This is a genomic window from Staphylococcus sp. FW104-15G4D, from assembly GCF_058790135.1.
Window position 1 is genome coordinate 1 of the sequence record NZ_JBYTCH010000003.1, and the last position, 14,388, is coordinate 14,388.

The window sequence follows — 14,388 nt, forward strand, 5'->3', positions numbered from 1 at the left end:
CTGAGCCAGGATCAAACTCTCCATAAAAAATTATGATGTTTGATTAGCTCATAAATACTAAATAGTTTGTAACGTTTTGTTACGTTTATTGGAATTAACGTTGACATATTGTCATTCAGTTTTCAATGTTCATTTTTCTTACCGACAAGAATTAATTATACGCTTTATTGATGATGAAGTCAATAACTTTTTATAATTAATTTTATTGTCTTTTTTTAGAAGTAAGTTGATTTGTTTCGCTCAACAAATAAATACTATACAGGCTTTAGAGAGTTTTAACAACAGTAAAATTTACACTAGCTTAACAAAATCACTACACTATATCTCCAATAACCGAACTTTATGATTTTATATCGAAATAACTATCGTTTTTAGAGACAAAAATGAACTTTGCGATAAATTATACAATCTTACTATAGCCATTTCACAAACTTTAAAGAAATTTTAATTTTTTTGAAGTTAGTTACTTCATTATTGTTTCATAGTCTCAACTACTTTAATAATGTCAGCCGTTTTAGTTATAAAACATAAATTCATTATCCTCTCTACGCTACGTTTAATGAATTATTCCCTCTTACTCAGGAAAACCTCAGGGACATAAAATTTAAACTTATAATATATCTAAAATTTTTATCCCCTTAATTACTAACCAATTACGTATACTATTTAAAAATCACATATAAGCAACTCTTGGAAAACTTAGCTAAGAATTTACAGCAAAAACATGAATCTATAGAATCCCTATTATTAAAATAAAAAGCACAATGATGATTTCTAATTCACAACATCTTTGCGCTATTACTCCTTTGGGTATTTATAGCCCGTTCTTATTAATTTTAAATCTACATTTCGGTTCTACCAGCAATCGCTTTAGATAACGTAACTTCATCTGCGTATTCTAAATCTCCACCAACCGATAGTCCTTGTGCTAAACGTGTTACTTTAATACCAATTGGCTTCACTAATCTCGAAATATACATTGCTGTAGATTCTCCCTCTAAGTTGGGATTCATTGCTAAAATAAGTTCTTTAACTTCATCACTTTTTAGTCGCTCAACTAATGCTGGGATGTTAATATCTTCTGGCCCTATACCATCCATTGGTGATATCGAACCATGTAGAACATGATATAAACCTTTATACTCGCGCATTTTCTCCATCGCTATAACGTCTTTATCATCTTCAACAACACAAATGACCGAACGATCACGTTGCTTATCTTGGCAAATGTAGCAAGGGTCATTTTCAGTGATATGACCACAAACACTACAATAAGTAAGTTCTCTTTTAACATCTACCAATGCTTTAGCAAATTGAACAACATCGTCTTCCTTCATATCTAAAGTATGAAAAGCCAGACGTTGAGCCGTCTTAGGTCCAATGCCTGGCAGTTTCATAAAACTGTCTATAAGTTTAGAAATTGGTTCTGGATATTGCATGTGTTATCACATTCCAGGGATGTTTAAGCCTTGAGTATGTTTACCTAAACGTTCTTGAGTTAACTCGTCAGCTTTATTCATCGCTTCATTAGTAGCAGCTAATACTAAATCTTGAAGCATTTCAACGTCATCTGGATCTACTGCTTCTTCTTTAATTTCTACATCTACAACTTCTTTATGGCCAGTAACTGTTACAGTAACCATACCGCCGCCAGCTGTTCCAGCAACGCGTTCTTCTTTTAATTTTTCTTGTTCTTGAGCCATTTTCTTTTGCATTTTTTGCATTTGTTTCATCATTTGTTGCATATTTCCGCCACCGCGCATAATATCATTTCCTCCTTGAAATTAAACAGTCTCTATTAAAAATTAGCTTTTATTATATTATACATACGAATATATTGCTTGTCATGTATCAGTCTTCGTCTATCATATGAACTGTTTCTTCACCAAACAAATCTTTAGCCTTTTGTGCCACATCAACTTGTGCTGGCTGTTGTGCCTCTCCTGACTCGCTGTTATTTTCACCATTAGCGTTACGATTTTGAATATATTCAGATCTAACTCTTAACCATTGATCCGAAGGTACACCAACGACTTTCACCGTTTTATTTACTATATTACAAACTACACTCTCTATATTGTTACGCTTTTCATCATCTTTATTTACAATTTCGCAATGAATCTCTTCCTCAAACTTAACTAACACATGATCTTCACTCGCTGCCACTGGTTCTGAATTTTGGAGTAAACTTACTAATGATTTTTTGTCATTACTTTTAGCATGATCAATCACTTCTTGCCAGTGGTCTTTTAATAATTTTATGTCTTCTTTATTAGCTTTATCTAATACTTTAGCTATTTGTTGCATTGAAAATGCATTTTTAGAGCGTTGAACTGTACGTGTAGGTTTCTTCGGTTGTTGTGTTTGACCACTATTTGAAACTCCTTGCGCTTTCAGTGTTTTTAATTCATTTTCAAGTTGCTCCATACGTTGAAGCAGTACATCATTATCAGGTTCAGTAGCTACAGCTGTTGTAGCCATATTCTGAACAGTCTGTGGTTGCGCTTTAATCATTTCCGCAAGTTTAACTAGTAACACTTCAAAATGAACGTTTTGGTTAACGCTAAAACGAATTGAAACAAGTGTATCATTAATGATATCAATCATACGATATAGTGTGTCTAATTCAAAACTAACTAAAGCATCATATTCAATTGATTCATTTGATGTTTTTATCATTATCGTATCTCTAACGAAGTAAATCATGTCGTTAATAAGTCGATTCACTTCTTTTCCTTCTGAAATAAAGTGATGATATCTACCAAAAGCTTCTTTAACATTCCCCTCAACAACATCTTTGAACAAATCATTTAATGCCGCTTCATCAACGCTACCAGTCACGTTTAACGCATCTTGTAGTGTCAAACGCTCGTCCCCAAAAGCAATCGCTTGATCCATGATACTTAAAGCATCACGCATACCACCTTCTGAAGTTTTAGCAATAAATTCTAATGCTGCAGTATCATACTCTAGTGACTGTGATTCAGCTACGAACTTTAGGCGGTCTACAATTTGATCCATACTAATCGCTTTAAAATCAAAACGTTGTGCTCGAGAGATAATTGTAGGAGGAATTTTATGTGGTTCTGTAGTCGCTAAAATAAATATCGCGTGACTAGGAGGCTCTTCCAAAGTTTTAAGCAAGGCGTTAAACGCCCCCGTCGTTAACATATGTACCTCATCTATAATATATACTTTATATTTGGATTCACTTGGTGCGTATTTCACCTTATCTCTTATATTTCTAATCTCATCCACACCGTTATTACTCGCCGCGTCAATTTCAATCACATCAGAATTTGTACCTTGAGTAATACCTTTACAAATCGCACACTCATTACAAGGTTCTCCATCATCGCTATTAAGGCAATTAATCGCCTTGGCAAACACTTTTGCGATACTTGTCTTCCCAGTTCCTCTGGGTCCACTGAAAATGTAAGCATGTGATTGTTTACCTTTAGAGATGGCATTACGTAACGTTTTCGTGACGTGTGTTTGTCCAACAACATCATCGAAACTTTGCGGTCTATACATTCGATACAAAGCTTGGTAATCCACTGTAACACCTCCATTAACAATTACTCATCATTATATCATGTTCGTAACAATTCTTTTCAATAAAAAAATTAATCAAATACTTCAGGTAACATAACAGTCATACCATGAAATGATGCTATGTCTGAAGTTAAAAATTTCACACTCAAGGTGTCATCGTTACCTAATTCTTCCATAACAATATCGTATTGTTTCGCATCAACGTATCCTATGTGATTGAAAAATTCAGTATAGCAATGAACAAAAATTGCTGGATACCCTTCAGCTTTGGCACGCTCTTCTACTGCTTGCATTAAAGCTTTTCCTAGTCCTTGTTCACGCACATCTGGTTGTACTGATAAAGCTCCAACTGCTAGTGCAGTAGTTTGATGATTATTAGAAACTAATAAAATTTCTCCTAATAAGACATGGCCAATGACATCGTTCGTATCATTTTTAGCAATAACTTCTAATTCAGAATTATAATTCTCGGATTTTCTGAGATTCTTAACTCTGGCACGTTCTTTCCAACTCATCTCTGGGTCTTGATCATAATTTTGTTCAATGCTATCAAGTGATCGTTCATAATCAACTTCAGTTAAAGTACTTAAAAATATTTGCATGTATCCTCCAATTTTTCCATCAGCTTTTTAATGATATATCAATACACGTTATATATTATTTGCTTAGTTCGTTATAACCTTAACAAATTATTGAAAATTAATCTATTTAATGAAAGAAGAGTGGGATAGAAATTTAAATTTGTAAAAAATTAATTTCACTATCCCACTCCAACTTGGTTTGTATATAAAATTTTTATAATTCATCACTAGTAGGGGCTTGCTGACATAGTCGTTTAGAAGTATGAGAAGCTTGATTCAAACTTATTTCCAAATCAGGCACCTACTGCCAAAATAAAAAAAGGCTACGACAATCTGATATGTCCTAGCCTCTTATCTATGTGATATTTGCTTAAATCTCATAATAATACCGTGCACCTTTGTATCGAACGCATATCATAAACGTTACCGAAGTCGACAGCTAAATCTCGGCTACCCTACGGCACATATGAGGATCCACTTAATGCTGCTTCCGTCAGGACCTGACATGGTTCATGGGTTCATATTGCATAGGACCGAAATCTTCAAACACTACGTGCTTCGGGCAGACTTCACAAAAATGCGCCCTCAACAAAGGAATTAAGTCTCGCATAAAGCGGATTTCGAGTACAGGGAACCGCTACCTCCCCACCTAGCACGGTAAGATTTATAATACTATAATTTCATATCCCTTTGCAAGCGTAAAAATTTCATCAACAACTTATATATGAGTTTAGATTACTCTTTTAATGAACTCAAAATTTCGAAATGATAGGCACATTGCTAATATATAAAAATCGATAAATTTAAAAAAATTCTATTTGTATGTATGAGCAATTCAGTTAGAGGAGGGTAAAAGCAAAATAAAAAAGGCAAATACTCATTAAAATAAGTACTTGCCTTTTATATCTATTAGTCTTGGATTTTAATTCTAATGGCGGAGGAAGAGGGATTCGAACCCCCGCGGCCCGTTAAGGCCCTGTCGGTTTTCAAGACCGATCCCTTCAGCCGGACTTGGGTATTCCTCCAATGAACACAATAACAATCATATAATAGCGTTCATTAAAAGTCAATATAATTATTTTGTGTCTACACCAGAATTTTTTTATTTAAATATTGGTCAACAGATCGTGCTACAGCGCGACCTTCTTTGATTGCCCATACGACTAAACTTTGACCTCTACGAGCATCTCCAGCTGCAAAAAATTTAGGATGATTAGTTCGAAAGTCAATGTCATTAGCAACTATTTTATTACGTTCAGTTTTAATACCAAACGCATGAGGAATAGTTGTTTCTGTTCCTATAAAACCAATTGATAATAAGACTAAATCAGCTGGCCAAAAACGTTCTGGACCATCTGACATTACCATGCCTTCAGATGTCTCTTGCAGCACTTGAGTGTACAATCCTCTCACACGACCAAGACCATCTACATCATAGCGCATTGTTTGTACCCCATAAGCTCTTGGTTCTTTACCAAATTTTGCTTCATATTCTTTATGCGCATAATCCATTTTAAATACAGGCATGGCTAAAGGCCAAGATGTATTACTTTCAAAGGTAATTTCTTCAGGCTGCTTAGTATACTTGTTAAATTGTACGATTGATTTACAGTTTTCACGCAATGCAGTCGCTACACAGTCGGCGCCTGTATCACCTGCACCTATGATAATAACGTTTTTATCTTTAGCAGTAATAGAAACTTCATCAATTTCTCCATTGAGATATTGTGTTTGTTCAGTTAGGTAATCCATTGCAAAATGAATACCAAAGCCCATACGTCCTTCTAAAGGTAAATCTCTCGCATTCTGCGAACCCGTACATAAAACAATTGCATCAAATGCATCTTCAAGCTCTTCTTTACTGATATCAACGCCAATCTCAACACTTGTTTTAAACTCTATACCTGCCTCTTTCATTAACGCTATACGACGACGTACTACATCTTTATCTAATTTCATATTTGGGATACCGTACATTAATAAGCCACCTGGTTCATGTGCTTTTTCAAACACGGTCACTTGGTACCCTTTAATGTTGAGTTCTTCAGCAGCTGTAAGTCCTGCAGGTCCACTTCCTACTATTGCAACTTTTTGCTCTTTACGTTCTTCAGGATACTTTGGTTTAACCCAACCATTATCATAAGCTTCATCTATAATAGTACGCTCAATACCTTTAATTGCAACGGATTCTCTATTGATTTTCATGACACAAGAATTCTCACATGGCGCGGGGCATACACGTCCAGTAAATTCCGGAAAATTATTTGTCTCACTCAATCTTTCATAAGCCGTTTTAAAGTCTTGATGATATACTAAATCGTTCCACTCTGGTATATAATTTCCAATAGGACAGCCGATAGTTTCTCTTCCATATAACTGTCCTGTTTGGCAAAATGGTGTGCCACAATCCATACAGCGTGCACCTTGAACGGAGGCATCTTCCTTAGTAAAGCGTTGTTGAAACGCATCATGACCAGAAAGACGATCTACCAAAGACAATTCTGATAAAGACTGTTTATTATATTTCATAAATCCTTTAAATTCGCCCATGATTATCCCCCACTTTTTTAATAAACTACTGCTGGTTGTAATTCTTCTTCAATACTTTTCCTATCATCATAAAATGCTGCGAGTGTCGCTTCATCTACTTGTTCTATTCGTCGTTTTTGTAAATCAATTTTTTGCATCATCAATTTGTAATCTTTCGGTATGACTTTCACTACATATTGGCTTACATTTTCAAATTGATTCAAAATTTGTCGTGCTTTCGTACTACGTGTATGTTTATAATGCGCTTCAAGCATCTCTTTAATTAATGCTTTTTCCTCATCATAGCGAACCTCACTAAATTCAAGAGTTTCTAGTGCATTGACCTTTTTAAATTCTTCAATACTTGATGGGAAGATATAACTTACGCCGCCACTCATACCTTGGCCAAAGTTTTTACCAACATCTCCTAAAATAATGACATGTCCACCAGTCATGTACTCTAGTCCGTGGTCTCCAATACCTTCTACCACAACATCAGCGCCACTATTTCTAATACAAAAACGTTCTCCCGCCTTACCATTTATATAAGCTTTTCCTCTTGATGCTCCATAAAAACTTACATTACCTGCGATAATTTCTTGTTCTCGCTTTTCATTTGGCGCATTAACAATAACTGTTCCACCTGATAAACCTTTACCTACATAGTCATTCGCATCACCAGTATGATGAATCGTCAAACCGTGTGGCGCATAAGCAGCAAGACTTTGACCGGCATGCCCTTCTGTATAAGCGAATATTGTATCCTCAGGGAGACCTTCTTCTCCGTATTGACGTGCAATGGCACTACCTGTGATAACGCCTACATCTCTTTGTTCATTGTTGACCACATAACTTCCTGTGAATGAATGTCCATTTTGAATACTGTGCTTAGCATCTGGATATAGATAATTCAAATCAAAGCCGATATCTAAGTGATGATCTTGCATTATTTGTTTCGTATTAGGTCCTTCAGACTGTTCGATAAGATTCTCTATTTGAATTGCTGCAGCTTTGCTTCCATGAGTTAACTTAGAAGAACGCTGTAGTAAATCTGTTCTACCTACTAACTCCTCTACTGTCTCTAGACCTAGAGAAGCTAAAATTTCTCGTAGTTCTTCAGCAATGAAATACATAAAGTTGACTACATGTTGCGCCTTACCTGTAAATAGCGCACGTAAATCTTTGTTTTGCGTAGCAACTCCTACTGGACATGTATCGTTGTGACATACACGCATCATGATACATCCCAATACAACAAGTGGGGCTGTCGCAAATCCAAACTCTTCCGCTCCAAGTGCACAAGCGTACGCTACATCTACTCCAGTGAGTAACTTACCATCTGTTTCTAACTTCACTCGACTACGTAAATGATTTAATTTCAATGTTTGATGTGTTTCCGCTAGTCCTATTTCCCAAGGAACTCCAGCATGTTGAATACTGGTCTTTGGTGAAGCCCCAGTACCTCCGTCATAACCACTAATGACTATCTTATCGGCGAATGCTTTAGCTACCCCTGAAGCGATGGTTCCTACGCCTGTTTTAGAAACTAATTTAACTGCAATATCCGCTTCTTTATTCGCATTTTTTAAATCGTGAATAAGTTGAGCTAAATCTTCTATAGAATAAATATCGTGATGTGGTGGAGGAGAAATCAATCCTATACCCGGCGTTGAACCCCTTGTTTCAGCTATCCACGGATAGACCTTCGATCCTGGTAATTGCCCACCTTCCCCTGGTTTAGCGCCTTGTGCTACTTTGATTTGAATCTCTCTAGCGTGTTGGAGATAATCACTCGTTACACCAAATCGTCCGGACGCAACTTGTTTAATTGCACTCGTTTTATTACTTCCATCCTTTTGCAATTCATATCGAGACGGATCTTCACCGCCTTCACCACTATTGCTTTTACCACCAATTTGATTCATCGCCTGTGCCAAAGTTTCATGCGCTTCAGCTGAAATTGAACCATAACTCATAGCACCAGTATTAAACCTTTTCACAATTTCACTTGCCGGCTCCACACGACTAATATCAATGGCTTTTTGTTTTTTAAACTCTAACAGATGACGTATGTGATCTGTACGTTTATCATTGACTGCCTCTGAAAATTCTTTAAACAGTTCATAATCATTTTCTCTACAAGCATGTTGTAGTAAAAAGATTGTACGAGGGTTAAATGCATGATGTTGACCTTGTTGTCTCCATTGAAATGTACTACCTGATTCTAAGTAATCTGTTGCATTACTTTGTCGCGCTTTATTCTCATTGTCGATTTGTTCAATACTTATTCCAGATATTTTTGACTGTGTTCCAGTAAAATAACGATCTATAACATCTTGAGATAATCCAACTGCTTCAAAAATCTGCGCCCCTTGATAACTTTGCACAGTTGAAATTCCCATTTTCGCCATAACTTTTATGACACCTTCTGATAATACGCGTGTATACGTTTCTACGTTCTCAATTACTGAACCAGATAACTGTCCTTTAAGTGTCAATTGTTCAATCGTACGTTGCGCAAGATAAGGTACGATTGCATTAGCACCATATCCAAGTAGACATGCCACATGATGTACCTCTCTAGTTTCACCTGTTAGAGTTACAAGACTTGTCTCCATTCGCAATCCTTCACGTATCAGTAACTGATGAACATGACTAAGAGCAAGTAACATTGGCATCGCATAACCTTCCTGTGAGACAAGTGTTTGATCATCTAGCACAATGATCTTAGCACCTGATTTTACTGCTTCAACTGCTTGTTCTCCAAGTGAGTTTAATGCACTTTCAAGCTCCCCTGTATACACCGTTGATAGATGGGTTACATTGAAGCAACTTGAGTCTATGGAAGCAAGTTGTGCCTCAGTAATAACAGGTTTCTTCAATTGAATACGTTGTAGCGCTGTCTCATCAGGATGAAGTAAATTACCTTCTCCACCTAAATATGACATTTCACTCGTTACAATCTTCTCTCGATAAGCGTCGATAGGAGGGTTAGTGACTTGCGCAAATAATTGTTTAAAATAATTAAATAATGATTCTGGCTTATCATTAAGAACAGCAATTGGTGCGTCATACCCCATCGCTCCAATAGGATCCTTTTTACTACTAACTAAATCAACCATGTATTTATTTATATCTTCTTTAGTATAGGCAAATTGCTTTTGCAAACGAAATAACGTATGTTCATCCCAATCAGACGGCTCATAATCTATTCGATCAAAGCGATCATCAATTTTAAATGTTTCTAACCATTGTTGATAAGGTAATTCGCTAGCTATATCTGCCTTTAAGTCATTGTTTTCGACTACTTTATTTTGTAAAAAGTCGACGAGTAACAATTTGCCTGGATTAAGTTGTCCTTTAAAAGCGACATTCTCTTCCGGCACATCAACTACACCAACTTCAGAAGAAAATACAATAAAGTTATCTTTAGTAATCGTATAGCGGCCTGGACGTAAACCATTTCTATCTGTAAGCGCACCAATTTTATCGCCGTTACAAAATGAAATCATCGTTGGACCGTCCCATGGTTCCATTAAATAGCTATAATATTCATAAAAAGCACGCACATTTTTGTCATTAGCTTTGTTATATAACCAAGGTTCTGGAATCAATAACATTGCTGCTTTTTCAGGTTCCATAGCCAATGAAAGAAACTCAAACGCATTATCCACAATAGCTGAATCACTTCCATCTTCATCTACTATGAAATGAACTTTATCTTTTTCATCTCCAAATAACGTCTCAACCAATTTATTTTGGCGTGCTCTCATCCAATTCACATTACCTTTAATTGTATTAATCTCACCATTATGCATGAGCATCCGGTTAGGATGGGCACGTTTCCAGCTGGGAAAAGTATTTGTGCTAAATCTTGAATGCACTAATCCTAATTTAGATTGAAACGTTTCATTCTGAAGATCTAAATATAATTCTTTGATTTGATCAGAGCGTAACCAACCTTTATAAACAATTGTCCTCTTGGATAAACTTGTGAAATATAACTCCAGTGATTGCTCTTCTCCATATCTCTCAATCTGTTTTCTCGCTAAAAATAATTGTTTTTCAACATGTTCAACGCCTCTAATATCTACAAAGACTTGTTGAATGTAAGGCATTGTATCAGCAACATGTTTAGCAATTGCATTAGTATTTACAGGGACATCTCGATAACCAATAACTTTGAAACCTTCATTTTCGAAATATGAGTTAAAAATGGGTTCATGATTCGAATCTTTAACTTTTTCTTTAGAAAAAAATAATCCCACAGCATAGTTACCTTCGCCGGGAATATTAATTTCATCTAATTGATCAAAAAACTTAAATGGAATTTCAGTCATTATGCCCGCACCATCACCAGTGATACCGTCAGCACCAACGCCACCTCGATGATCTAACCGACGTAACATTTCTAAAGATTTTTCAATAATATCATGAGACCTCTTATTATCCATATTGGCATAAAATCCAATACCACACGCATCATGCTCTTCACGATAATCATATAAACCTTTTTTTAATTTCTCATTGTACATGATGCACACTCCTCTTATTAGAATTTTCTGACAATTTTAGTTTGATAATAATTACTATAATGTAATATATTTATCTGTTCAATATATAAATTAGATATAACTCATCTAAAAAATAGAACAATTACCCAAATTACTGCTATAATACACTTATACCATTTTAAATTTTAGAATTTTTCGTCAATTAATAAGGAGTGGATATTGTGGAGATTAAACAACTTAAATACTTTGTAGAAGTGGCACGTCGTGAGCATATATCAGATGCAGCTTTAGAATTAAACATTGCGCAGTCAGCGGTAAGTCGTCAAATCACACAACTTGAGAAAGAGTTGAACGTAACCCTTTTTAAAAGAAGTGGTAGGAATATCATCCTCACCTCCGAGGGAAAGAAACTCATGTCTCAAGCTACTCAAATTCTCAAACAAATGGACCACACGATTCAATTATTTAAACAGCAAGCTTCTACAGATCAACGGACGATTTATATTGGTTATGAAGAAGGCGACATTTCACAAATGATGTTGCCACTAGTGCAATCCTTTGAACAACAAAGTGAGAGTATTATAACGCCGCAACTCTTGAAACATAATCACATTGTAGATCGAGTAAATTCGGGCCAACTCGATATAGGGCTTATTGAAATGACTAAGGATATAACAACACAGACAGGACTTCATGTCACACCTTTATTCGAAGAGAAATATCATATGTATGCGCCTAAAGACCATCCTATTACTTTGACAACTCAACCCCTTTTAACTCAACTTGAAAATGAATCACTATACTGTCTCATGCCTTTCGCCAACTCAATAAAAAAGAAACTCGAACAATTAATTAAAGCAAATGTGTATACATTATCGAATAAACAACTTGCTCAGTATCTCGTGCGTCAAGATAAAGGATTTATTATTAGCAATGAAAACATTCATCTTAATGATAGCGAAGATTGGGTCCGAATTCCTCTTTCACATACTGAATTAAAAAGAACAATATGCGCCATCACTAAATATGATAATAAGAAAAAAGATATAGATTTAGTATGGCATTATATTCATACTATGATTAATCAAACGGCTCAATCTTAGTTGAACACATCGTTAATCACACTCGCTTTATTTATAAAATACGACGAATCATTCAATTAACTCATTTTATAAATTTTTGTAATCATTGATTAATGGGCGTATAATCACTATGTCAATTTAATACACTAAATTGAGAATTGAGGTTTAAATATGCAGTTCAAATCTTTTTTTAAACAGCCTTTCAGTTGGATGATTATGATTTTTTGTTGCATCTTTCTTGGCTTATTTATATTTACGTTTTTTAACGATAAATTTTACAATATGCCGATAGGAAAAATTACAAATGTACATCCTATTCACACTGAAAAAATTACGGATGAACAACACAATAAAGATATTAAATATAAAGAAAAACTTACTTTAGAAATTTTGAATGGTAAATTTAAAGGTCAGACAGCAACGATTGACCACCAATATGTAAAATCTCAAGCGGACTCGGAGTCATTTTCCAAAAATGACAAAGTGTTATTACATATTTCTAAGAAACCTAGTGATGCCAATATTATAGAGAAAAAACGTGATGGTTTGGTTGTGGCAATAACAGGAATCTTCCTACTCACAGTACTCATCGTTGGTAAAAAAGTTGGCTTACAATCAATATTATCACTAATCATCAATACAATTGCCGTCATAGGGGCAATCTATATACACAATCAAAATGGGCAAATCAACTTATTCCTATTAATGACAATCGCGATTATTGTCTCGACAACGTTAACCCTATTACTTGTAACTGGGTGGCACATGCGTACACTCGTCACAATAGTAAGTACACTCATTGGTACATTTCTTTGCGTGGGAATTACAGAATTAGTGATTAAAATGACAGGTGGTAACGGGATTAAGTATGAAACAATGACCTTCCTTACACTACCTCCTAAAGACGTCTTTCTCGCTTCCGTCTTAATTGGAACGCTCGGAGCTATTATGGACGTAGCCATTACGATTTCAAGTGGAATGTATGAAATTCTTCAACGTACTCCAAATATAACAATGGGTCGTTGGGCGCTTGCGGGACGTCACATTGGCCAAGATATTATGGGTACAATGACCAACATTTTACTTTTTTCTTATCTGTCTGGAAGTTTACCAATGTTTCTAATTTATTTGAAAAATGCTAATACAATCACTTACACCATTTCAATGAATTGGTCATTAGAAGTTGCTAGAGCCATGACAGGTGGCATAGGCATTGTGTTAACAATTCCCATTACCATTGCATTAATGGAAGTATTGCTAAAATTGAGAGGTGCTAAACAATGAGTGCGATAACAATTTTAGGCTTATTACTCTTGGTGCTAATGATAATTTTCGGAGGAAAAAAAGGTCTCATTTCTTTCTTCACACTATTTTTAAACTTCATCATACTTATTATTAGTATCATTTTAATAATTTTTGGTGTACCGATTTACTTAGTAACTTTTATCTTCTGCATAGTTATTGCTGCTGTGAACTTATTCGTGTTAAATAGTTATAATGTTAAAACACAAGCAGCATTTATCGGTACAATAATTACGACACTCATATTGATACTAGTTATTTTCCTATCGGTTAAGGTAGGTCATCTTCAAGGGTTTGCGACAGAACAACAAGATGAAACATATGTGTATTCAATGAATATTGGTATCGATATGATACAGTTTATGGTTTTTACAATCGTTTTGGCTGTTATAGCCGCTGTAATCGATTTAGCCATTACAATTAGCTCACCAATGTATGAATTAAGCGAGACCAATCCGGAACTAAATCAAAGACAACTATTCACTTCTGGCATGCGAGTAGGTAGAGAAATTTTAGCTACTTCTGCCAATACTATTTATTTAGCATATTTTGGGGGTCAATTAACTTTATTTTTCTGGTTCTTTAAATTACATTATTCTTTTGGACATATTATTAATTCTAAAATTTTCGCTCAAGAATTTGTGTCGATATTACTAGGAGGCATTGCAGTTGCACTCAGTATTCCAATAACTGCATGGGTAACTGCTTTGATGATTAAAAATAAAAAACGTAAAAATTCTACTCAATCACAACATCTTAAGAATGATTAATATATTTAAAGACCCCAGTGCCTTATTCTCTTAGCATTGGGGTCTTATTATTATG

9 protein-coding genes, 1 tRNA gene and 1 other RNA gene are annotated in these 14,388 nt (G+C 35.2%); 3 read left to right on the forward strand and 8 right to left on the reverse strand.

What is annotated here, in order from left to right; genetic code table 11:
- Positions 1-842 precede the first annotated feature (842 nt).
- The 8 genes from recR to gltB all read right to left on the reverse strand — a co-directional run bounded on the left by recR (position 843) and on the right by gltB (position 11,200).
- Positions 843-1,439: a recombination mediator RecR gene (recR, locus tag AC3WQX_RS09570; protein ID WP_002434514.1), complete on the reverse strand. Its 597-nt coding sequence runs from the start codon at positions 1,437-1,439 to the stop codon at positions 843-845.
- A gap of 6 nt (positions 1,440-1,445) precedes the next feature.
- Positions 1,446-1,763 carry a YbaB/EbfC family nucleoid-associated protein gene (locus tag AC3WQX_RS09575; RefSeq protein ID WP_002434018.1) on the reverse strand — a complete coding sequence of 106 codons (318 nt, stop codon included), beginning with the start codon at positions 1,761-1,763 and terminating at the stop codon, positions 1,446-1,448.
- Between the two features lie 88 nt (positions 1,764-1,851).
- Complete coding sequence (gene dnaX / locus AC3WQX_RS09580) at positions 1,852-3,558, reverse strand: DNA polymerase III subunit gamma/tau (protein ID WP_023349872.1); 1,707 nt, start codon at positions 3,556-3,558, stop codon at positions 1,852-1,854.
- A 68-nt stretch (positions 3,559-3,626) separates the two neighbouring features.
- Positions 3,627-4,157, reverse strand: a complete 531-nt coding sequence (locus AC3WQX_RS09585; RefSeq protein WP_023349873.1) for a GNAT family N-acetyltransferase — start codon at positions 4,155-4,157, stop codon at positions 3,627-3,629.
- Between the two features lie 367 nt (positions 4,158-4,524).
- Positions 4,525-4,794, reverse strand: an RNA gene (ffs, locus tag AC3WQX_RS09590) — signal recognition particle sRNA large type.
- Between the two features lie 274 nt (positions 4,795-5,068).
- Positions 5,069-5,161: transfer RNA gene (locus tag AC3WQX_RS09595), tRNA-Ser, on the reverse strand.
- A gap of 61 nt (positions 5,162-5,222) precedes the next feature.
- Entirely contained in the window at positions 5,223-6,686 is a 1,464-nt protein-coding gene (locus AC3WQX_RS09600) for a glutamate synthase subunit beta (protein WP_023349874.1), read from the reverse strand.
- A 17-nt stretch (positions 6,687-6,703) separates the two neighbouring features.
- The gene (gltB, locus tag AC3WQX_RS09605) at positions 6,704-11,200 is read right to left on the reverse strand and encodes a glutamate synthase large subunit (protein ID WP_492740094.1); all 4,497 of its coding nucleotides are present in this window, start codon (positions 11,198-11,200) and stop codon (positions 6,704-6,706) included.
- A 200-nt stretch (positions 11,201-11,400) separates the two neighbouring features.
- On the opposite strand from gltB, the gene gltC reads away from it, so the two are divergent.
- The 3 genes from gltC to AC3WQX_RS09620 all read left to right on the forward strand — a co-directional run bounded on the left by gltC (position 11,401) and on the right by AC3WQX_RS09620 (position 14,333).
- Positions 11,401-12,282, forward strand: coding sequence for a glutamate biosynthesis transcriptional regulator GltC (gltC, locus tag AC3WQX_RS09610; RefSeq protein ID WP_023349876.1), 882 nt, complete (start codon positions 11,401-11,403; stop codon positions 12,280-12,282).
- 150 nt (positions 12,283-12,432) lie between these two features.
- Positions 12,433-13,545 carry a YibE/F family protein gene (locus AC3WQX_RS09615; protein WP_023349877.1) on the forward strand — a complete coding sequence of 371 codons (1,113 nt, stop codon included), beginning with the start codon at positions 12,433-12,435 and terminating at the stop codon, positions 13,543-13,545.
- Entirely contained in the window at positions 13,542-14,333 is a 792-nt protein-coding gene (locus tag AC3WQX_RS09620; RefSeq protein ID WP_023349878.1) for a YibE/F family protein, read from the forward strand. The genes AC3WQX_RS09615 and AC3WQX_RS09620 overlap by 4 nt, the downstream gene beginning before the upstream one ends.
- Positions 14,334-14,388: the final 55 nt, after the last annotated feature.